20 protein-coding genes are annotated in these 20,468 nt (G+C 57.9%); 12 read left to right on the forward strand and 8 right to left on the reverse strand.

Annotated elements, in window-relative coordinates:
- The 5 genes from B7G53_RS18930 to B7G53_RS18945 all read left to right on the forward strand — a co-directional run.
- On the forward strand, positions 1 to 720 hold a 720-nt coding region (locus B7G53_RS18930), incomplete at its 5' end, for a replicative DNA helicase (protein WP_141396392.1).
- Between the two features lie 196 nt (positions 721 to 916).
- The gene (locus tag B7G53_RS18935; RefSeq protein WP_096670597.1) at positions 917 to 1,255 is read left to right on the forward strand and encodes a hypothetical protein; all 339 of its coding nucleotides are present in this window, start codon (positions 917 to 919) and stop codon (positions 1,253 to 1,255) included.
- Positions 1,256 to 1,312: 57 nt separating this feature from the next.
- Entirely contained in the window at positions 1,313 to 1,471 is a 159-nt protein-coding gene (locus B7G53_RS22920; RefSeq protein WP_176491414.1) for a hypothetical protein, read from the forward strand.
- A gap of 96 nt (positions 1,472 to 1,567) precedes the next feature.
- Positions 1,568 to 1,996, forward strand: a complete 429-nt coding sequence (locus tag B7G53_RS18940; RefSeq protein ID WP_217992634.1) for a DUF5983 family protein — start codon at positions 1,568 to 1,570, stop codon at positions 1,994 to 1,996.
- 89 nt (positions 1,997 to 2,085) lie between these two features.
- On the forward strand, positions 2,086 to 2,358 hold the full coding sequence (locus B7G53_RS18945) for a hypothetical protein (protein WP_096670601.1): 273 nt from the start codon (positions 2,086 to 2,088) through the stop codon (positions 2,356 to 2,358).
- 212 nt (positions 2,359 to 2,570) lie between these two features.
- On the opposite strand, the gene B7G53_RS22610 is transcribed toward B7G53_RS18945, so the two are convergent.
- The 4 genes from B7G53_RS22610 to B7G53_RS18960 all read right to left on the reverse strand — a co-directional run bounded on the left by B7G53_RS22610 (position 2,571) and on the right by B7G53_RS18960 (position 5,246).
- Entirely contained in the window at positions 2,571 to 3,002 is a 432-nt protein-coding gene (locus B7G53_RS22610; protein ID WP_141396394.1) for a hypothetical protein, read from the reverse strand.
- 201 nt (positions 3,003 to 3,203) lie between these two features.
- The gene (locus B7G53_RS18950; protein WP_141396395.1) at positions 3,204 to 3,542 is read right to left on the reverse strand and encodes a hypothetical protein; all 339 of its coding nucleotides are present in this window, start codon (positions 3,540 to 3,542) and stop codon (positions 3,204 to 3,206) included.
- 262 nt (positions 3,543 to 3,804) lie between these two features.
- On the reverse strand, positions 3,805 to 4,161 hold the full coding sequence (locus B7G53_RS18955; RefSeq protein WP_096670605.1) for a hypothetical protein: 357 nt from the start codon (positions 4,159 to 4,161) through the stop codon (positions 3,805 to 3,807).
- Between the two features lie 11 nt (positions 4,162 to 4,172).
- Entirely contained in the window at positions 4,173 to 5,246 is a 1,074-nt protein-coding gene (locus tag B7G53_RS18960; protein ID WP_176491415.1) for a hypothetical protein, read from the reverse strand.
- A gap of 1,683 nt (positions 5,247 to 6,929) precedes the next feature.
- Here B7G53_RS18960 and B7G53_RS18965 point away from each other — a divergent pair.
- From B7G53_RS18965 to B7G53_RS18985, 4 genes are all read left to right on the forward strand, one after another.
- Positions 6,930 to 7,421: a hypothetical protein gene (locus B7G53_RS18965; protein WP_096670607.1), complete on the forward strand. Its 492-nt coding sequence runs from the start codon at positions 6,930 to 6,932 to the stop codon at positions 7,419 to 7,421.
- Between the two features lie 4 nt (positions 7,422 to 7,425).
- Positions 7,426 to 7,875, forward strand: a complete 450-nt coding sequence (locus tag B7G53_RS18970; RefSeq protein WP_141396396.1) for a hypothetical protein — start codon at positions 7,426 to 7,428, stop codon at positions 7,873 to 7,875.
- Positions 7,876 to 7,900: 25 nt separating this feature from the next.
- The gene (locus tag B7G53_RS18975; protein WP_096670611.1) at positions 7,901 to 9,412 is read left to right on the forward strand and encodes an integrase domain-containing protein; all 1,512 of its coding nucleotides are present in this window, start codon (positions 7,901 to 7,903) and stop codon (positions 9,410 to 9,412) included.
- Positions 9,413 to 9,715: 303 nt separating this feature from the next.
- Entirely contained in the window at positions 9,716 to 10,252 is a 537-nt protein-coding gene (locus tag B7G53_RS18985) for a hypothetical protein (protein WP_096670615.1), read from the forward strand.
- 25 nt (positions 10,253 to 10,277) lie between these two features.
- Here the strand turns inward: B7G53_RS18985 and B7G53_RS18990 are convergent, their stop codons facing one another.
- Positions 10,278 to 11,012, reverse strand: a complete 735-nt coding sequence (locus tag B7G53_RS18990; protein ID WP_141396397.1) for an HNH endonuclease — start codon at positions 11,010 to 11,012, stop codon at positions 10,278 to 10,280.
- A gap of 66 nt (positions 11,013 to 11,078) precedes the next feature.
- Positions 11,079 to 14,003 (reverse strand): hypothetical protein, encoded by a 2,925-nt coding sequence (locus B7G53_RS18995; protein WP_141396398.1) that lies wholly within the window; start codon positions 14,001 to 14,003, stop codon positions 11,079 to 11,081.
- Positions 14,004 to 14,213: 210 nt separating this feature from the next.
- Here B7G53_RS18995 and B7G53_RS19000 point away from each other — a divergent pair, with 210 nt between their 5' ends.
- From B7G53_RS19000 to B7G53_RS19010, 3 genes are read left to right on the forward strand one after another with little or no spacing between them, the layout of a single operon-like run.
- Positions 14,214 to 15,464: a site-specific integrase gene (locus tag B7G53_RS19000; RefSeq protein ID WP_096670621.1), complete on the forward strand. Its 1,251-nt coding sequence runs from the start codon at positions 14,214 to 14,216 to the stop codon at positions 15,462 to 15,464.
- On the forward strand, positions 15,461 to 16,426 hold the full coding sequence (locus B7G53_RS19005) for a tyrosine-type recombinase/integrase (protein WP_096670623.1): 966 nt from the start codon (positions 15,461 to 15,463) through the stop codon (positions 16,424 to 16,426). Before B7G53_RS19000 ends, B7G53_RS19005 begins: the two co-directional genes overlap by 4 nt.
- On the forward strand, positions 16,419 to 17,429 hold the full coding sequence (locus tag B7G53_RS19010; RefSeq protein ID WP_096670625.1) for a tyrosine-type recombinase/integrase: 1,011 nt from the start codon (positions 16,419 to 16,421) through the stop codon (positions 17,427 to 17,429). The genes B7G53_RS19005 and B7G53_RS19010 overlap by 8 nt, the downstream gene beginning before the upstream one ends.
- 79 nt (positions 17,430 to 17,508) lie before the next feature.
- On the opposite strand, the gene B7G53_RS22615 is transcribed toward B7G53_RS19010, so the two are convergent.
- Both B7G53_RS22615 and B7G53_RS19020 read right to left on the reverse strand, forming a co-directional pair.
- Positions 17,509 to 18,444 (reverse strand): hypothetical protein, encoded by a 936-nt coding sequence (locus B7G53_RS22615; RefSeq protein WP_141396399.1) that lies wholly within the window; start codon positions 18,442 to 18,444, stop codon positions 17,509 to 17,511.
- 19 nt (positions 18,445 to 18,463) lie between these two features.
- Positions 18,464 to 20,461 (reverse strand): hypothetical protein, encoded by a 1,998-nt coding sequence (locus B7G53_RS19020; protein WP_096670629.1) that lies wholly within the window; start codon positions 20,459 to 20,461, stop codon positions 18,464 to 18,466.
- Positions 20,462 to 20,468 lie beyond the last annotated feature (7 nt).

The raw sequence follows: 20,468 nt of genomic DNA on the forward strand, positions 1-20,468 counted from the left end.
GCGGCGCGGCCGTCCATGGGCAAAACCGCGCTGGCCATCAACATTGCCGAACACGTGGCGCTCAACGAAGGCCTGCCGGTGGCGGTGTTTTCGATGGAGATGGGGGCGTCCCAGCTGGCGGTGCGTATCGTCGGCTCGATCGGCCGCATTGACCAGACCCATTTGCGCACCGGCGCGCTGACCGACGAGGAGTGGCCGCGCCTGACCGAAGCCATCGAGAAGCTGCGCAACATCTCGCTGCACATCGACGAAACGCCAGGCCTGACCGTCAGCGAGCTGCGCGCCAATGCCAGGCGCCTGGCCCGGCAGTGCGGCAAGCTCGGCCTGATCGTGGTCGATTACCTGCAGCTGATGAGCGTGTCCAGCGGCATGGCCGAGGAAAACCGTGCCACGGCCGTCGGCGAGATCTCGCGCGGCCTGAAGATGCTGGCCAAGGAACTGCAATGCCCGGTGATCGCCCTGTCACAGCTGAGCCGCGGCGTTGAGTCGCGCACCGACAAGCGCCCCATGATGAGCGACCTGCGCGAGTCCGGCGCGATCGAGCAGGACGCCGACATCATCATGTTCATCTACCGCGACGAGTACTACACCAAGGACGCCTGCAAGGAACCCGGCGTGGCCGAGGTCATCATCAGCAAGCAGCGTAACGGCCCGACCGGCACCGTGAAACTCGCCTTCCAGAACCGAATTACCAAATTTTCCAGCCTGCAGGACGATTGACCTGATCTGAACCCGCCTGGTGATACAGGGGGGGGGCGCGACTATTGGTCGTGATCATTTGCCGAATCCAGACTAGTCGGCGATAGTTTGAACGTTTTCGCATTTCGCGACGACGCATGCTTCATGCATGCCCAAATCACCCGACAGGGCTTTCCCTGCTGGGGTAGCTCCGTCTGGTGTAAGCCAAGGAGCTACTATGAAAAGTGTCTTTCTGGCTTTGGCCCCCGGACTTGCATGCGCACTTCTGGGATTTGTAGTTGAGGTCGGACCTTACCTGGTGAAGAACGTCAAAGCATTCATGCAGCGGCGCGCTTCCGTCGACAATCTGCGAGACGTCGTCAAAGACATCGCAAACGTCGGTTCAGCAGTAGGTGGCTTGCTTGGTTACAAGGAGAACTCTCCCGAAACCTTCATCGCTGCCGCAGCCTGGTATCTCATCTTTCTGCGCCTGAGCTTCGCACTCGCATTCCGCGTGCACGAGCTGGAACAGGAATCTGATGAACGGCGGCCTCGTAGACGGAACAGGAGGGCTTGAAAAAGTCCACCGGTTTCTTATAATGAGGTCATCAACATGCCTGAACTTGGACCCACAATGAGTGAAACCTATCTCACATATTTCAACGCCTTCCAGGTGCTTGGGATCATTGCGGCGCTCTTCTTTGCCCGTTGGGTAGGGAAGGGCAACAAACGGTTGCATCAACGAAACCAGGAACGAAACAGGGCACGTCTCAAACGACACGCCGAAGCCTAACCAAACCATGCCGCGATTCAGCGGCATTTTTTTTACCAACCCACGGGGGAATCTCCCCCTGGGGCGATTCCCCCATTTTTTTATGGGAAGAATCAAATGCAAAGTCACCCCACGACTTTCATGATGCTGGACCTGTCCACGGCCCACCTCAAACCCGAAACACGATCCCTGCTGACGCAGGACCTCGTGGACGGCGCACTCATTTATCCAAAAGGCCCCTGGGGCTGGTTCGTGCATGTGTCCACAGAAGCCGACGGACTCACCATTAGTGATGAAGTGCCGGCAGACCTCAAGGCCTGCATCCAGTACGCCCAGCGGCATCAGCAGAACTGGCTGATGCTGGACTGCGACGGCACGGTGGCGTCTGAACTCCCCGTCTACGGTGACGTTGAGGAAGCTCCGGTGGCCATCGCAGTCGCGACATCATCCGGCGGCCGGCAAGTTGCGCGTACTCACGCGCAACAAGCAAATTCGACTCCGGTGCGGGTGACGGCGCAAGCCGCACACACGCCCCTACCGGACTGAAGCCCGGTAGGGCTGGTCAACTTCGACATAACAACAAGGCTGGTAGCGGAGCTGTGCATCGCGCATAGCTTCCGCGTACCCATAAAATAATGAATCAAATTCCGCAAAAATCCTATACGGTCAACGGGCACCTCCTGAGAAAATTCTCCCTGGAGCTGCTCGCCAATGACGCAACCGATCTTGTTCAGATCGAGACCCACGACGGTTTCCTGGTCAAGGTCCTACCACCCGAACAGGACTTCGGCGAAGGCCCGCATGAGATCCAGGAGCTCATCGGCATCGCCCGGAAGGCTGGCAAGGAGTGGGTTCATATTCACCACATCCCTGCAGGTCTAAGGCACGAGTACCGCCACCACCAGTGAGCGGTCCCAACAACAATGCGCTATCCCGCCCGTGGAGATTCCCACGACGTGATGACTGCTGGCTCAATGAGCTGGTCACCCGAGAAACACCCACAGCCCCGTACCCGTCACATGACAGGCACGGGGCTTTTTTTTGGCCCAGCGGGCAGAGATTCAAGAATTTAGGCAGGGGTCAATACAACGAAACCGAAGTGGCGCGCTGCAGTTCCTGGTCATGCTTTCCGAATCGCTATGGGCTTCTCCAACTGCATGCCGATAAGAGCTCTCGACATCACCCACGGGCGATAGCCGGGCTCCTTCCGAAGCGCTGCCTCTGCCAAACTGACCTTGACGATAGCCTGAGCGTATGTCTGATCCGTATGCAATATCGTTTTCACTTCAGAGCGTTGAACTGCGAAACCTTGAGTTCGGTAGACGCTGTACCGTGCGAGGCGACGCCATTCATCGGTCAATTTAGTCAAATCAGGCATTTCACTTCCCGTTGGCGTAGCCGATGCGCATTGCACGCTACTCGGCTCTTTGCTTATCGTCATTTTGAGCAACTTTTCCCCTCGCTCGGGCGAATGATGTTGCTTGCCCCATTCTTTTCGCACTACTGGAGTACTTCTGACCGGGTCCTTCGGATCGCGTTCCGTGGATGTCATGAACCCGGGCTGCTTAAAAAATAGGATTCCCAGCTCCGCCCGCATGGGCAAAGGCTTTACGTCAAATGAGGCCCGACTTATCCACGTGAACAGATGGATAAGTCCCTCGAAAAGCACCAACGGACCGAAGGCGGTCTAGCCGCAGAGCACTCCTGTGGATAACTCGCTGGAGCCCCATCGGGAGCGCCGCCCCCCCCGGTGCTATCGAAGACTTACCGCCTCCCGAAACATCCGGACAAGCAGCTTGACTGAAGCAGTGACGCAAGCAACGTGGCCAACTGGACGCGGCTCGCCACGCAGGCCCAACACATCAATCATTTCATCGAGCCTGACGTCGAGCGCCTGGATGTTCGCGCCACGTTCCCGGAACAGGTGCGGGTCTGCGCTGGGTGTGCGCTTCAAGAGCGTCGCTTTGAGGAGGTCGCGTGCAGGAACGAAGTCCAGCATCCAGTGGCGCCCATTGACCGGAACAATCGGCTCCGGGACGTAGTTTTGCCGGAAGTCCTCCGACGTGATTTCCAGGGAAATAACTTGGTTCATGACAGACCCTTTCGCAGCTGAATTCTGTTTCTGTAGATACAGGTTCTCATAGTTTCTTTTCCCGTCAACCCCCCAGCCGAAAGCTTTTCCAACTGATCTGCGCATGTTCATCAGCGCCGGCGTCAACCGCCACCGAACGAACGGCATGCAATTTATGCCTATGCCGATGTGAATATTGCTTTCGCATCACACCCCGCCCAGATTGCAGGCCAAAAAAAAAGGCCGGATCTGCCCGGCCTTTTCTTTCTCCCAACTGCGCCACCTAATCAACATAGGCGGGTGGGGCCGAATTAAAGTAGTCAGCCGAAAGCCCCGTCTGCTCGACGAAGGCCTTGCTTTCGGCCGCTGCATCCTTCTGCGCCACGGCCCGTACCGGTGCACTTGCAGGCTCTCGCGCGGCCGCCGAAGTTCGCTCCGCCGGAATTGGGCTTGCGCTTGTAAGGTAGGGGGGAGAGGTTCCATTGAAGTACCGCTCAAACTGGATGCCAAGTCGCAGGAGGTGAATCACCTCCCTGGCCGGGCGCTTCGCACCGCCAAGACGGGCAAACAGATCGGGCATGTCCCGGTCGATCAAGATCCTCAAACGGATTTCTCGGTCATCGGTCGCTGCGGAAGACATTCAATCCCCCTTCAAGCCCGTACCGGCATGGACATGATCTCGCCGGCGACATGAAAGCCCTTGACGTTGGCAAACACCGGGTCGTCATCCATGGCCATGATCGGAGCGAGCTTGGGATAGCGCTTCGAAAAGAAGTCGTGGTAGACCTTCGCGCCGCCGCCGGTGAAAAGGATCGTGTCAAGATTGTCCAGCGAACCCAGCTTTGCGACCATCTTGTCGGTCGACTCTTTCAGCACGGCTTCAATCCCGGTAGCGAAATTCGACAACTCGTACGTCTGGCCGCCCGTCTTGAATGACGGTGCATTCTCGCGAATTGCCTTGTCGATCCGCTCGATGATCTCGAAGTTGTCGCGCCAGGTCGCGTCAATCTTGTCTGCCACTGCATAGGCGCAGGCGAGCATGCTCTTGGGGTAGGCACCCGACCGTTGCCAGTTGGGCAGACGTCCGCGTGCAACATACCAATCAAGGGTGCCACCGCCAGGATCTACCACCAGCACCCAGCCGTCCTGAAACGTTTTTGTGTGATTGGCGGCATAGCTGACCAGTGCGCCCTGCGGCTGCACAATGACCGAGGCGCGCTCAACCGTGATGCGGCGATGCGCGCCCGGGTGAACTGGATCGGGAAGAAGATGCTCGCCCATGGCACGCTTGGCCAGCTTGTCCCTGTTCTCGCCGAAGGTGTTGAGCGGCAGGCCCAGCACCAGGTGCCGGATCACCAGCTCTGACTTCGCCTGCGCATCCTGAAAAATATAGTGCAGTGCCCCCCGCATTAGGGCGAGATATTTGTCTGTCTGGCTGTAGTCCGCAAGAACTTCACGTGGCTCGCGTCCGGAGCTGTACAGGATTGCGTCGCGACCGACAAAGTAGTTGACGTCCTCGACGGCCACAACGCAGCCATCGGGCTTTCCGTGAAGGGCGCTTTGGGGTGTCAGTCCTGCCGGCAGCCGCGGTGCGAGGCTGGGGAAGAGGGCGGTCGCAATGGTGCTTGAATCACCAACCAGTTTGCGGCCGAGGGACAGCTTGATAGAGAAGTAGCCAACGTCAATTGCTCGAACGTCGACCACCACAGGGGTGTCGGGTTTCATGGACTCTCCAGATAAAGGCAACACAAGTCGTGTTGACGCAAATGGTAGAGGCGGGTCCAGCGCGCGGCAAATGATCGTGACCAAAAAAAGCCCAATAGTGGCCAATCCTGTCCACGGCAACGCGACGGTGCCTAATTCGTTGCCGTGAACGCGGCCAACGTGGACGCAGATAGCCCAATTGCGGACACCTCTGTCCATTCGCCTCCCCCAATCGCATCGCTCGACCGACGAAATGGACGCAGAAAGCCCACAACCGGACGTTCCTGTCCAATGCGGCGCAAGGCACCACGAAAAGTGCAGCCGGCCGAGTAGAAATGGACACAGAAAGCCCGGAAGTGGACATTCCTGGTCAGTGAATCGATCTGGATCGCAGTTCCCAAGAGCGTGCTGACCAGCTTGCACCTGCGCCTGCCCGATGCAGACCACTATCAAGGCTTCGCCGTTGCAGCGCAGCTTTCAACCGGCTCACGAGGCCCGCGTTTGGAGTGCGCCAGGATGACCGACACGGCAGGGCAGACCGTCTTCTCCACAGGCCCACTCACGGCGCCATGTCATCAACTGAGTCAAGACTGAGAGAACACGGACCCCGCGCCCGTATTGGTCCTGCCTGGACCCCTAAGCCCCTGAGATTCACACTGAGCCGAAAGTTGACTCTGTGGACAACCGCTCCCTCCCAGCATTTTGTCCACAATCACTTGCACGACAAAACCAAACGAAGTACATTTCATCCGTGCTGGCAATTTGCCAACTCGCTGTCCCAGTGGCAGCATCCATCAAAGTCCAACTCCACATGTGAATTGGCCCCGCTTGTCGGGATCGCTGGTAGTCGTAACTACTTCTGTCCCTCGGACAACATCGCTCAGCAGAGCAAACTCAGCTTAGAACTCATAACGCAAGGCGCGTTCTGAATCTTCGCGAGCAATCGCACGGGTCGAATACACCCAAAGCCTCGGAAGTCATCGACTGTCCTTGGAGGAAGTGCCGTTCAAACGAACAGCGCTCACTAGCAAACTCTTCAGCGCCCGAATCTGGGCCTGCCATCCTTAGCTCCTCTGGTGAGGGCGATGGGCGGAGCCGCGCAAGCGGTTAAAGCGAATTCAATTCCACGTTCCAACCATCTACTCCCTGGAGGCCTTAAGGCGCTCGCAGCGAGATGCGCTATCCGCCTGTCCATTTGAGGACGGGAGCCTTTTGAGGCTTACAAGGTGATAGCTCATAAACAGATGACATTGGTGTGCGCAACGTCAGTGCGTACTGAGTGGGATCAAGAACACCGGCGAGAGCCGGATGAAGGTTGGCTTCCTTAAAAGCCCTGGCTGATGCCAGTAACCCCCTGTGTCGCCCGTTCTCGCGGCACAGGAGACTCCGAAAGGAGTTGCCCCCCGGTCGCAACGGGATAGGCAGGAGAGTTTGCTAACGATCCGTGCGAAACAACTGACCTTTCAAGCCCGCCTGGGGCCGCAACAGCCAGGCAACACATCACCAGCGCGCCGTAGGACGAATCCTGCGGGGGACCAGCGCACCCCAAACCGACTTCACCGCGCCCGGAGGCACAGCCACGTCACGCAGCTGCACCTCATCGGCTCTACCTATGCGTGCGACGAACAAAAGCCATTTTTGGCAGCTCACCCGACGTTTTCAGCCGCGTCGATGTGAAGGGAACCCGGCTGGCAGGAGAAAACGATGATTGAAGAAATGTTGACGGAAGCGCAGGAGCTGTGCCGTGCGATCGAGCGGTTGCCCGCGTCCGCGCAGCAATCTGCAGCCCTCCTGCTGGCCTTCGGCTTGGCCCAAAGGCTCAGCCTGTTGCCACCGGACGTGACTGAGGGGCACGAGCGACGCGCGTCCGCGTTCCAGGCGATTGCTGGCGAGCGCACCTACCAGGACGCCAAACACGGGACCGTCGTGGCCAACCCGCACGAGGTCGGGACCTGGTTGATGCTCATCAGCGTGCATCTGCGCCGGGCCCAGGACGCGCTGGCCAGCTCCGACCACGCCGGCGGGGCACTGAATGCCTTGCGGAAGGTCCTCGCAATTGGGACCGCGTGCGCTGAACAACATGGCATGCCGGCCCGCCGCGCCCAGGTCACCCCTCCCTTGGGACAGCCCGCCCATTCGGTACCGTCCGGATCTCAGGGCCTGAACGCAACCCTCTGCGATGCAGCCAAAGGCTGAAATGATGCGCAAGCAACGCCATGTGCTCTGCAGGCACGCCCGATCGGCGGGGGAAGACTCCACGGCCCCCCTGGCGGCGCGGGTCTACTGCCTGCCCCTGCCGGCACGCCAGATCATCAACTTGAGCGCCCATTGGCTCGAAGTGACGGACAAAGCGCCCGAACTACAGGTTGCGACCCTCGACCCCCGCTCGATCTTCGATGCCCTGTCCGCCGGCAAAGCTGTCATGTGGCAAGACTGGACCCTGAGGGCCAGCCCGCCCCGGCCCTGCGCCGACGACACCGGCGCCGTCCGGTGGACTCGCGCGATCTGGGTCAGCTCTTCAAAAGGATTCCGCCCCTTTCCGCGTTTGGATCCGGAAAGCGTCGACCAGGCCTGCAGCTTCATTGCCCAACGCGAAGCCCGCGTCCATGCGCAGGCCCAGATCGAATTTGACGATGAACCGTGCTACTGACCCCTGAAACACGAAAGGACGCGAGATGAGGCACGAACTGCGAGAGCTGCGCACCGACCACAGAACGATTCCGTTGGACCTTGCTGGCGATCAGTTGGGCGCCGGCGGCCGTGAGCCGACAACGCGCGAGATCAACAGGCGCATCCGCGAAGAGGCACAAGAGATCAAGCGGAGGGACAAGTCAGCCAGCAACGCGGCAGGCGCGGCCATGGGCGTCCTGGCCCGGGTTCAGAAACGCCACCCTGACAACCCCAAGGCCCAGCTCGCGATGTTCTTCGGCGAATTCGTCATCAAGTCCGGTACCGGCCGCAAGCGCCCCGTGTCCGAGCGCACCTGCAGCGCCTACAGCTACGGCATGATCCGCATGATTGACGACCTGCGCGCCGACCGCGCCGCCGTGCGCAACCTTGGCGAGATCGGCAAGGCCCACGTCCTGCGACTTATCAGGTACTGGCTCGCCCAAGGGCAGGGCAGCGGCACCATTCAGAACAAGATATCCATTCTGAGGAGGTTTCTGACCTTCATAGGAAAGGAAAACATCGTTCCAAAGGGCCATGACCTGCGCGCCTGGCTCAACCGCGAGGGTGTGGAGGTTCCCAACTGGCGGCATACGGTGGCCACCGAGAGCCTGGCCTGGGACCAAAACGATGTGGATCTGCACGAGGTGCTGGAAAAGCTGCAGCGGCGCAGCCCCCTGACCGCCATCCAGCTGGAAGTTCAGGCCGCATTTGGTCTACGGATGAAAGAGTCCATCCAGCTCAACCCGGCAGCGGCCGATGAGGGCCATGTCCTGCGCATCGTTCACGGCACCAAGGGCGGCCTGCCGCGCGACGTTCGCTTTGAGGACGATCCGGCCATGCGCCAGTGGCAGAGGGACGTGATCGAGCGCGCCAAGCTCTATGCCGCCCGCAACAGGAAGGGCACCCTGTCCGAACAGGGCAGAACCCTGCTGCAGAGCAAAAACCACTTCTACTACCAGCTCGGCATGGTCGGGGTGACCCGCGCCTCCCTCGGCGTGACGGCCCATGGCCTGCGCCACCAGTACGCCGCGCGCCGCTACGCCAGCATCGCCGGCATGGCCCCGCCCGTCCACCGTGACGCGCCCCTGCAGGTCACCCAGGCCATCCGTGACGCGGATCTTGAGGCGCGCACGCAAGTCAGCCGCGAACTCGGGCACTTCCGCGCGGACGTGACGCAAGCCTATGTCGGCTCCCTGCCCATGCTCGAGCGCACCCGCAAGGCCCGGATCGTTGACTGGATCCAGCGCACGGAAGAGAACACCGAGTTCCAGCGCACCGTTCGCGCAGCTGGCCTGTCTGCTGTCTGGCTGGGCGGCCGCTTCGCCCTGGGCCTGGAGGTCGATGCCAACGAGAAGCTGCGTGTGATTGTCCGGACAGCAAACCTGCGCCCGCTGGAAACCAACACCCGCTTTGCACTCAAGCAAAACATCCTTGAGCTCTACGGCCGCCCCGTCGATCTCAGCGAGCACCACGACGAGTCGCCCCCAGACGATGCCCTCGAAATCATCATCCGGTGAAAGGCCAGCACCCGTCCGCACCGGCCAGCCCCTTACCTGCCAGCTCCCCACGAGGAAGGGCGACAGGGAGGAGGGCGAACCATCTGACCAGAGCGAGCCGGAACACCCCGAACCAGCCCCACAGAACGAATAACGCCGTCCCAGCTTGAAAACCCGCCATCAGATGCAGTAACGCCGTGCCATCAGCCCAAATGCCGCCCATCGACCGGGCGCCAGGCACTTGCCAAAGATTTGCCTGGCAAATCCACGGCATTGACAGAACCTTCATCGGTGAGAAGCTGAATTGATCACCCCCGAACCAACATGAACCTCATCAACATCCTCGCCCAGATCGCCTTCACCTGGATCGGTGCAATGGGCTGGCACCTTTGGCGCATCGCCATCGGCAGGCCCGCCTACAGATGGATCACCGACACCGACACCGGCATCAGCGACCTCTCGTTTCTGCTCGTGTTCTTCATCGCCTCGGCCCTGCGCTGGAGCGTCGTTCACGGCTCCGATTGGCTCGTATTTCTTGCATCGACCATTGCGACCGTGTTCGTGCTCGGTGCGTTCACCTTGCGCAGCAACCCCGCAGCGACTCACTTTTCTGCGCAGTCCTGGGCGCCCATTCGCTGGTCGCTTTCGCTGGAACAGCCACCACAGTGCTCGGCCTCACGGAATCCCCTCTGGGACTGCACCCAGCCGCCTTGTTCTTCCTGGCCCTTGAGGTCGCCCTGTATGCAGTATGCGTATTGCAATTTTTCCGCGAAGCCCCTGAAGTCCGCAAGAACGGCTACGGGCGCGGGCCCCCCGTGCGTCCCCACGTTTGACACCTCACGTGCTACCGCTTCGATATGATCAGAAGAAAACGGCGGAATATGAGTCACAGGCTGGCTCCATTGCCCCGAAACACCCGCTGGCGATGAAATTCCAAATACAGTGAATGCTTATGCTTGAGCCCCTGAATTCGCGAATCCGGGCCCACGCCCAACAGCTCCAGTGCGGTCCGAGGCAGTGAAGATGCGATGGCAATTGAGCCTGTTGACGTGAAGGTAACCCAACCACCATCGAACAAAGCGTCTAAATTTGGCGAAAGCAAGAGGCCGTTATAGACATCCAGGCGTTGCTCATCGGCGTCACACAACGCCCATGGCTGAATATGAGAGGCCCGCAAAAGTTCGGATATCGCCAAGCCTGTCACGCAGCAACAACCCTGCCAGTAATCCAACAACGCTCCACGAAACAGGTTTTGACCAACGCGCTGTACGACCAAGCGCTCGGCCTCGGTGGCCTTTGGCATCGTTGCCGTCACCTGCTGGAACTTTTGCGCAACGCGGTTGGGCATGGTTCTAGCTGTGGCTGCGGCCTTGTCGAGAACTTGGTAGAGGACATTCCAGCCGTGCACCTTGAGCCCATCGGCAGACTCATCCGCCAGTGGCAAAAGCATTAGTGCCGATGCTTGCAGCGTGAAGGTGTCATCGCCTGTCGGCCGTACGGTGATGATTTCTGGGAACTGGGCCGAACGATATACCAGTCCACCGTCGACCAACTCAGGCGAGAGTTCAAAGCCGCAGTCGGCGGCGGCTTTTTCCAGACGAGTTCGTTCCAGAGGGTTCACTCCTCAACTCCCGCATGGTTCGTGCAATAGTCTCGAATGAACGCCACAAAGAGGAATTCTTTCATGTCATTTTTTCCTTTTCAATCCTGCGGGGCGGGTTTTCCCAATCCGCTCGGATACATGCTTCAAAACCACGGCCCCAGGATCAGCGGCATTTAATTTCGGACCAAAGTCATCGATGTCTACGTCGAAAACACTGACTGCAATCTGCTGCGCCCCATGAACATGGGATAGCAGTCGCTTGTGTTCCTGGTCGTAGGGAGCCTGTGCAGTTGATCCACCAAATTCGCCGGAATTTGCGATCAGCACATGCTGATACATGTGATACCGCAACGCTCCGACCATGCTGTCAAATGTCTTGACGTCCTTATTCATCGCGGCAATCACAAACATATGACTCTCATCCTTGAGGTCCGCCGCAAGGGAGATGTCCGTAGCGTCATAGCAAATGGCCCCAGATATTCTGTAACCGGGTTCGCCTTTCCAACAAAGCTCAATGACAACCTGGTACGGACGCCATTGCGACACTTTCAGCTCCTGCTCTTCCGTGGTTAGGTGCCACTTTCCTTGGTCAACCTCCACCCACGAACGCCGATCGCCTCGTCGCTGCGGGACCAACCAGCGCGCCGCATTGATTGGCTCCACGGTTCTGGGCGCCGTGGCACCAAGAAGCCCATAAAAAAGCATAGCGCCAGTTGCATCTGAAAACGAACGCATCAGGTCCTGGTCATCCACATGAATCGTGTATTCCGGGAAAATAACGAGATCAACCTGGGGCTTATGGTCCTTTCCCAGCACGGAATCACGGGCCAAAAGTTGCCGGTACGCCAAGTGCAGCAATGCGGCAGTGTGGTTGCGGTGACGTTCGCGATACCGAGGATCTGCTAGCCCTGCCAAGCCATGGTCAAAATCCTTGTTGGCAGGCATAAGGCCTTGAACCAAAACGATCCTGAGTTGTCGACTCGCTTTCAGAGGCCATTCCACTGGGTACCGATATACCGGGACATTCGAACTCGCACCAAACAGTTGAGCTTGTTGATCGAGGCGACTCTGGACAAAAACAGCAAAGTCCTTCGGCGTCTTCACAGCCTCTATGTCAGCCAAGGCTCCGTCCACTGTGATTCCTGGCCAGCGTAGCAACCCGAGCAGCAGCTTGGAAAACCAAGGCGTAATGGCTGACGTCGTTCCAACAAGCGCAGTCGATGTATGCAACATACCCATTCGACGTTTCTGCCAGGTACTCCGTATGCCGCTGTACCAACCCGATTCATCTCGAAGTAGCCACTGACGTGCGGTGAAATCAAGCTCACCAGTTGCAGCAGCTCTTAACAGCCGACCAAACGCGTACATCCAAGCTTTATCGCGTGTACACCAGTTCGGGGTTGCATGGACTGGATCACGCTCATCCGGACCTGGCTCGTACTTCACGGACAGGACATCAGCATTCGGATTTTTCAACTTATGCCAGTCTTGACACTGCAGGTGAAGTGTCAATGGGGTTAGCCGCTCGGGCATCTTAAGAGACGCCCCAGGGAAATTGGCCAGTTTTAGAGCCAGTTGAAGTAATGCATTTTCTTGATCGAACACAGCCGCCGGATGGGTGATAACCTTTGCAAACGAAATCCAAGCGTTAACCGGCAATTCCGGCGGATTGGTTGGCCAGCGGGCATCGACATACTGGCCCAAATATCCAGGCATTAACTTTGCGTCTACTGCGGCTTTTCCCTGCCCTGGCCGCGTTATGCCAGCGAACAAGTTCTGGTCTGTTTGCCCAATGAGTTGCAAGGCATCGGAGACATCTCGTCGACTCTTTCGGCCAAAAGCGAATCTCTTGAACCAGTTGATGTATTCCGCGGGCTCCCCACGCAGTTGATACCCCACAAGGGAGACGGAAACCTCGTCTTTAGTGGAAACGCAACGGCTCTTACTCTCAGTCCGTAGGAACTCGTGCAGTGTTCGATGAAACCGTAATTCATCCCCAGAAGACAGCGCGTCTGTCGAATATCCTACCGTCGCAAAAAGCAAGGCAGCCTGTTGCTGCACGTACCAAGGCACGTCTGGCCATTCCAGCACGGTCTGTGCGAGGCCCACCAAACTAACCCGATATTCGCCCACATCACCAACCTGAAATGCGGCATCGTGCGCTGCGCGTTGGCCGGTTTCCGTTGCGCCCGCCTTGAAGAGTTCGGCCAGCACGTAAAGAATCACCATCTCTTCCTTGGGGGACAACCCATCGACCATAAGCTTCTTAGTCAAGGCATCGGCCACTGGTGCCAGTAGGTCGGGGGACGGATAAAGATCCAACGCATACCGAAGCACTTGAACCAGCGATGGATTTACCGCCCAGGCAGCAACGAGGCGACGGGCAACCACCTCGAAATCATGCAGCAGCGCATCTTTCGCCGAAACCTCACCATCTTTCTCACTCAGATCGGTCATGCTTCTACGCATGCGAAGCGACTTCGTTAGACGATAGGCCGAAAATCGGGTTAATGTGTCATCCCGTACCTCCAGCTTGGGGCGAGCCACAGCGGCCAGCATGGGCAACGACTCTGACGATGCCGAGGGCGACTCCTCTTTTAATCCAAGTTCCGCAAGCGCCAAGAGTCCGTTGAGTCCCGTTTCAACTTGCTGAAGTGTCGCAAGGTCGAACGGTCCACTCAGCTGTTGCTGCATGGACTTCATGCTTGCCGCGATGCCGGACTCCCCGCCCACCGCACTGTAGAGTTCCAGCTCAGTCTTTTCACTGTTCACATGCAGACGTGAAGTCTCCTCGCTTTTTACAGATGTGAAATCATCGAGGTAGCCCTGAATCCATTTGGCTATCGTTTGTGCGACCTTCGACTCGTCCGCTTCGGTTGCCTTTACAGAAACGACGAGTCGCAAGTCATCGACGTATCGGCAGTAGTCGTGAATGCGAATTTCGAAATCACCTTCAATGCGAGATGTTTTCTTGGATGCAGCGCCTATCGCTCTATCGAAATCCAACATATGAGTATTCCGGTCCAACGTGACCGCTGATTCCGGGATCGTGACCGACATTCCGGTGACTATGCATAGACGTCAACTATGTGTAGTTCATCTCGGTCTCCCTGGCTAGGGTAAATTTCTTCGTGGAGCGATCGACGCATTGCCTTGATGCACTAGACATAGTCCTTTCGCTCTGGTGCAGTGGTATTCCTACTTCTGGAGACCACAATCATGACCAAACATCTTTCTTGCCCCGTCCCCCGCGAAAGCGACTTGGAGGCCGGTCCGCTGGTATCGAACAATCAATGCTACGAGCAATACCTGTTTGACCACGGTTATGCCGCTGGCTACATCAAACGCTGCAAGAGCGGCGTCGCGCATCTGTCACGGTGGATGGGATTCACGCAAAAGAAGGCCGACGAGGTCGGCGAGGCGCTGATCGCAGAGTTTCTTGACGTCCATTTGCCGCGTTGCTCATGTAGATCGGTACTCCACGACCGAAGCAGCCTCGGGACGGCGCTCGGGCACCTGTTGGCTGCGCTTCGCGCCACCGGCGCCATTCCACTCAGGGCCACCGAATTGACTCCAATCGGTGAGGAACTCCGACGCTATGACAAGCATATGATCGAGGCGCGTAATCTGGTGTCCAGTACCCGCAAGGTAGGGTTGGCAGTCGTCGGGCGCCTGCTTTTCTCGTGCTTTGGCGATGGCCGCATCAACTTCCCAGAAATACGGGCTGAGCATGTTCGAAACTTCCTCATTCAGCAAGCCACACTTCACAATAAACCAACCAGTATCAGATATGTTGTTTCCAGTCTGCACAGCTATTTCCGCTGGCGCACAACGTTGGGCGATCAGGTTCATTCGCTTATAGGAGTATTGGTCTACCCGGCCAACTGGCAACTTGCATCGCTACCAAAGGCGCTCAAGCCCGAGGAAGTCGAGCAACTCGTTGCTTCGTTGGGGCAGGCCGGTCCGTTGATGCGGCGGGCTGACGCCATGGTGCGCTGTGCGCTGGACCTCGGACTGCGCAGCGCCGAAGTTGCTCGTCTAAGTCTGGACGACATTGACTGGCGCGCCGGAACGATTGCGCTGCGTGGCACCAAAGGGCGGCGCGATGATGTGATGCCGTTGCCCGTGTCTACAGGCCAAGCCATCGTCGAGTATCTGAGCCATGAACGCCCGAAGACCAAGCATCGAATGTTGTTCGCGCGTCACGTTGCACCACGTGAACAGCCAATTGGACCGAAGGTGGTTCGCCACTCCATTCGTCAAGCCTACGCCCGCGCCGGACTGAAATATACCGGTTCGCATTTGCTGCGCCACACCATGGCCAGCCGTCTGCTGGCTGGTGGCTCGTCGCTGAAGGAAGTGGCCGACGTGCTGCGTCACCGCTCGCTCGACACCACGCTCATCTACGCCAAGCTTGACAGTCGCAGTCTCGTCAAAGTGGCGTTGCCCTGGCCTGGGAGCGCAGCATGAGCGCCGATCTCGGGGGACGCGTCGAGCAGTATTTGGAGGAGCGTCGGCGCTTGGGCTTTGAGTTGCGCTGTCAGGCCTATTGCCTGCGCGGCTTGGCCTGCTATGTGCGCAACATCGCCGATTACGAATCGTTGACTCTGGATGTCATGGCCGAGTGGGCCCGGCAAACGAATCTCAGTCGTGTCGATTCGCGAACTTGGGCGCGCCGCCTCAAAAGCCTGCGCCCATTCACCCGTTGGATGCAACAGTTTGAGCCGCGCACCGAGGTGCCTGACTACACTATCTTCGGTCGGCCGTCCGAGCGGCTTGCGCCACACATCTACACTGAACCTGAAATCATCGACTTATTGGCCGCTGCACGTCGGCTCGGACCTGAGTCCGGCCTGAACGGCAGGGTCTTCGAGATGTTGTTCGGTCTGATCGCCTGTACAGGCATGCGCGTTTCTGAAGCAATCGGATTGCACAACAGCGATGTGGATCTACAGCGCGGCCTGCTGACGATCCGTCGGACGAAGTTTGCCAAGTCGCGCAATGTGCCGATGCATTTGAGTGCAGTGTCAGCGCTTGGCAAATATCGCTGGATACGCGATCTGGCTGGCGCCACGCAGGATGAGGATGCGCCGTTCTTTCCCGATACTCGATTGCGGCGCCACGGCGAGCCGCTTGATCAACGTCATGTCGAGCGGGTCTTCGGGGGGCTGAGAAAGGAACTGGCCTGGGTCAACCGCGGCACTCACCACGCACCCCGTATTCACGATCTGCGCCACACATTCGTCGTACGTCGCATCCTGCTATGGCAGCAGCAAGGAATCGACGTAGATCAAGCAATGTTGGCATTGTCGACCTACGTTGGCCATGCGAAAGTGAGCAACACCTATTGGTACCTGCAGGCGGTGCCGGAGCTCATGGCGATCGCTGCACAGCGCTTCGAGGACTATATGCCGGAGGTCTGCGATGTCTGAACGCACCTCTCAACCACCGTCATTCCCAGCCATCGTGCAGCAGTTTTTTACCGACTACTTGGTGGCGCAGCGCGCCGTCAGTCCGCGCACTGTGGCGTGCTATCGCGATGCGATCACGCTGTTCCTTGACTTTGCCAGTAAACGGCTCGCCAAGGTGCCGACGGCGATGCAGCTGGCCGACATCACACCGGAACTGCTCCTAGCCTTCCTCGCCCATCTTGAGCAGGAACGAAACAACTCGATACGAAGCCGCAATCTGCGCCTGACAGCACTGCGCGCACTCTTGAGGTTCGCCGGTCGGCGGGACGTAACGGCACTGCACATGGTCGAACGGGCGATGGCCGTGCCGATGAAGCGCTTCGAGCGACCGATGCTGGGCTATCTGACGCGGCCGGAGATGCTGGCGGTAATTGGGCAGCCCGGTGAAAGTTGGACCTCGCAGCGCGACCATTTGTTGCTGGTGATGCTCTATAACACCGGGGGCCGCGTATCCGAAATCGTCGGGGTGCGTGTCGCAGACGTCGTGCTTGATGGCGCAGCCTGTGTTCATCTTCAGGGCAAGGGCCGCAAACAACGCTCCGTTCCGTTGTGGAAATCGACCGTCTTGGAAGTTCGTGCATGGTTGCGTTTGAACCCGCAGTTGCGCGGCCTGACGCCACTGCTGCCCAACCGCGACGGGCACGCGATGACGCGATGTAACGCGGCACAGCGTCTGGCACTGGCCGTTGAATTTGCAACCGCCAAGCAGCCGAGTCTAGCCGGCAAGCGTATTTCGCCACACACGGTGCGTCACTCGACGGCCATGCACCTGCTGCAGTCAGGTGTGCCCTTCAACGTCATCGCCCTATGGCTCGGCCATGAGAATGTGAACACAACGCACCAATACGTAGAGGCTGACCTGACCATGAAGGAAAAGGCCCTCGGAAATATCGAGGAACCGGATACAAAACTCAAGCGCTTTCGCGCATCGGACTCACTGATGAGGTTCCTGGAGGGGCTGTGACTATGTGAAGCTGTCATCGGCCCTTGCTGCCGTCCGCTGCAGGGGGCTTGACGGCGACAATTTACCTGCCTATACATATTCACGTTCTACGCATAGTCACCGGAATACGCAACATATAGGCATTTGCCAAAAAGCCACTTGCCACCAATCCCTGTGGCAGGCCATCCGGTAATTTCTCATCTCTAAATAAATGGCCCAATGCCCTGTCCTGTTCGCGCCAACTGAAGCTAAGCACTTGGCGGGCGAGCCTCCAAAATGCAGCGTCTGATGCAGGCCGCGATTTATCTGACTTGCGGAATGCCGTGTATTCACGCTGCAGGCAGGTTACGAGACGGTCAACATCGACGTTGTCATAGAAAGCGCTGAGGTCGAGTTTGACGATGTAGACCAACTCATCGTCAGCCTTCTGGGTATGAACGACCCGCGCCATAGCGTTCGGGCGAACGACAAACTGTTGATAATCTTGAAAATATCGGCTATAGGTATTCGAGTTTCCCCATGAAAATCTCGCTCGATTCCCTTCGCTGGACCAGTTGCAGTAAAGGCGATTGCCATAGCTGTAAACGCCATTAACTACGGCCTGCTCTGGAGTTTCCGCCGGGTTACCCTGCGCAGTTTCAATGCAATCGGCCAAACACAACATCAATGCCGTTGCGACCGTTTGTTCACGGATACCCAGGTGAGCGAGTGGCCGCAGAACCGAACCTGCAGAACCCACCTTCGGCCCCCACCCTCCAGGCAGTGATTCACTGAACACCCAGGGAGCGTTTTTGGGTGCAGGCACTACACATGATGGCTTGGGTTGATAGTCCCCCTGAAGTAACGCTGCTGCCCATTCACCAAGCTTGTTGTCAAGATCCACGGCTGAGCAATCCAGTTCAAGCGTGTCCGCGTACCAGTTATGACGTCGAATATAGGTATGAGATTTCTTCCATGCTTGGGCCAAAACAACGATATCGTGAAGGTACTCAGCCCGTGGCGCAAGGTTGAGGTACTTCTCCCTGACGATGCTCATGAAAAGACTGCCCAATTTTTCATATCTGGCCCTGAGTGTTCATGCCCGGCAAGCTTGTCTCCAACGCTCGCTTAAACAGCAAATGTTCCTCGCTCCCAGGCAGCAATTCGAGCACCACATGCCTCGCACCACGCAGTTCAACAGGTGGTGCCGATGTCGTTGTAACGATGTACTGGAATGGAACGTTGCCGCCGTTGGCTAATTGCTCGTCTGCCTCCGAAGCCATCATCAAGAAATTCCGGTACAGCACCGCACTCATGTCCGCCTCACGTGGACAATCATGAACAAGAAATCCAGGATGGATGCTACCGGTCGAGGTGGCCGCATCCAGAAGGCAAGTCACATCACCCAGCAAAACCTCCAACACTTGGTACGCCTCTCCACCAACCGATAGATCAAATGGCCGGCTGTCTGAATCTGCAACGAAGCGACCATGTCCCGTTTCACCCAACAGCCGCTCTGCCAGACATCTCGTTAACGACCTCAACGATTCTTCCCGCAGCGACAATTGCTGCCTACGCTGCACCAGTGCAGCCTTCTGACTATCAAGCTGACCCAAGAACAGCTTCTGCTTGTCTTTCACACGCTTCAGTTCGGGGGAATCTGCGCCCTGCTGCCTTTGCGCGAAAAGTGGCAGGAAATCAGCCCACTGGGTTTTAAGTTGCTCACGGCCCGTCGCACTTGTCGCGCTTCTCATTTGAATTCGCCGGACAGCAGCGCGCTGTTCATTGACGATTCGCTCCTGTTGCTCCTTTGCCCTCTGCACCGATTCACAGGAAGTGGTGTCAGCTTTCAAATCGACCAAGAGTCGCGGCGCTGCTGCTTTTGCGGCCTTAGTGTCCATATGCCAGGGTAGGTTTGGGGCAGCGCGCCGAAGTTTGATGTGGTTGCAGTCCGAAAAGTCAACCAGCCCATGCGTGCAATACCCAGCAAGGCGGTCGAGCTCCGCAATCGCCGTTGTTAGCCGGGTGTACTCCGCCTCGTTGGCATCAACCAACGCCCGCGTTTGCTGCTTTTCCAAGTCAAGCATTGTGAACTTGGCTTGTAACTCAGCAAGCTTCACCAAATTCGGGGCCATTGCATTTTCAGCGGCCGCTGCTTCCCCGTCCCATTTCTTTTCAGCCTCTTCGGCGCGGGCCAAAACGTCCTTAACCCTGGACTCCAGCGAACTCTCAACAGTCGTCTCGTGAACCGGCTCGTCGTCACTAGACCCGACCCGCGCTCTCAGTTGCCGCTCAAGTCGGGCCAGTTCAAAAACCGGCTCCCGCTCAAGGTCAGGGATCTGGGCCTCAATTTTGCTCAGTTCCGCTTGGGTCGATTCCACGGTACGCATCAGCTTGTCAGCCTCAGCATCCAGAAGGCCCAACACCAAATTAACGAACAACGGTGGATCCTTACGTGAGCGACGAAAGCCTAAACCATCACCCTCGCGCCAGTGAAAGAAGCCGTCAAACCGCGTCTTCTGATCACGTACACACCAGGCAAGCAAATGCTGCCATTCCAATTCTTGATTTGTACCTGGCAGCGTTTGAGCAGCAAGTGTGCCAATGAAGGCCGTACGAAATGACGAAAGGTAAGTTTGAAAATCCCCCTCTATCTGGGCGTCAAACAAGTCCTCAAGTTGGGCGCCAATTTTAGCAAAGGAATGGCTGTAAGCACCATAGGGGCGGTACACCAACCAGGCCACGCCATCGATATTGACCTTGGCAGCCACGCCACCCTTAGGAAAATTCGCCGCTGCCTTCTCACGCAAGGTAGTGACTGCCGTAGCATCGTCACCCAACAGATACCGTAACAGCAAGCAAAACGAAGTCTTACCAACACCATGCCCGGCGCTGGCCAGGCCGGAACCCTCATCCGAATCCGGCTCCCGCGCCCAAACGATGTTGACACCCGGCTGCAGATTCACTGTCCGGGTGATTTCCAGCGGCTCGCGCGATGCAAGCAGCCAGACTCGCTCCACCCAGAGGCGAGGAAGGGCACGAATTGCTGGATAAGCTTGCAGCCAGGTTGCCATACTGTGT

Origin of the sequence: Polaromonas sp. AET17H-212 (assembly GCF_002379085.1) — a bacterium.
Classification (GTDB): Bacteria; Pseudomonadota; Gammaproteobacteria; order Burkholderiales; family Burkholderiaceae_C; genus Polaromonas.

Bases quoted from the DNA above. Each gene is read 5' to 3' on its own strand.
- B7G53_RS18995 (WP_141396398.1), bottom strand. From the start codon at position 14,003: ATGTTGGATTTCGATAGAGCGATAGGCGCTGCATCCAAGAAAACATCT.
- B7G53_RS19000 (WP_096670621.1), top strand. From the start codon at position 14,214: ATGACCAAACATCTTTCTTGCCCCGTCCCCCGCGAAAGCGACTTGGAG.
- B7G53_RS22610 (WP_141396394.1), bottom strand. From the start codon at position 3,002: ATGACATCCACGGAACGCGATCCGAAGGACCCGGTCAGAAGTACTCCA.
- B7G53_RS19020 (WP_096670629.1), bottom strand. From the start codon at position 20,461: ATGGCAACCTGGCTGCAAGCTTATCCAGCAATTCGTGCCCTTCCTCGC.
- B7G53_RS18960 (WP_176491415.1), bottom strand. From the start codon at position 5,246: ATGAAACCCGACACCCCTGTGGTGGTCGACGTTCGAGCAATTGACGTT.
- B7G53_RS18970 (WP_141396396.1), top strand. From the start codon at position 7,426: ATGCGCAAGCAACGCCATGTGCTCTGCAGGCACGCCCGATCGGCGGGG.
- B7G53_RS18945 (WP_096670601.1), top strand. From the start codon at position 2,086: ATGAATCAAATTCCGCAAAAATCCTATACGGTCAACGGGCACCTCCTG.
- B7G53_RS18965 (WP_096670607.1), top strand. From the start codon at position 6,930: ATGATTGAAGAAATGTTGACGGAAGCGCAGGAGCTGTGCCGTGCGATC.
- B7G53_RS18935 (WP_096670597.1), top strand. From the start codon at position 917: ATGAAAAGTGTCTTTCTGGCTTTGGCCCCCGGACTTGCATGCGCACTT.
- B7G53_RS22920 (WP_176491414.1), top strand. From the start codon at position 1,313: ATGAGTGAAACCTATCTCACATATTTCAACGCCTTCCAGGTGCTTGGG.
- B7G53_RS18950 (WP_141396395.1), bottom strand. From the start codon at position 3,542: ATGAACCAAGTTATTTCCCTGGAAATCACGTCGGAGGACTTCCGGCAA.
- B7G53_RS22615 (WP_141396399.1), bottom strand. From the start codon at position 18,444: ATGAGCATCGTCAGGGAGAAGTACCTCAACCTTGCGCCACGGGCTGAG.
- B7G53_RS18975 (WP_096670611.1), top strand. From the start codon at position 7,901: ATGAGGCACGAACTGCGAGAGCTGCGCACCGACCACAGAACGATTCCG.
- B7G53_RS19005 (WP_096670623.1), top strand. From the start codon at position 15,461: ATGAGCGCCGATCTCGGGGGACGCGTCGAGCAGTATTTGGAGGAGCGT.
- B7G53_RS18940 (WP_217992634.1), top strand. From the start codon at position 1,568: ATGCAAAGTCACCCCACGACTTTCATGATGCTGGACCTGTCCACGGCC.
- B7G53_RS19010 (WP_096670625.1), top strand. From the start codon at position 16,419: ATGTCTGAACGCACCTCTCAACCACCGTCATTCCCAGCCATCGTGCAG.
- B7G53_RS18985 (WP_096670615.1), top strand. From the start codon at position 9,716: ATGAACCTCATCAACATCCTCGCCCAGATCGCCTTCACCTGGATCGGT.
- B7G53_RS18955 (WP_096670605.1), bottom strand. From the start codon at position 4,161: ATGTCTTCCGCAGCGACCGATGACCGAGAAATCCGTTTGAGGATCTTG.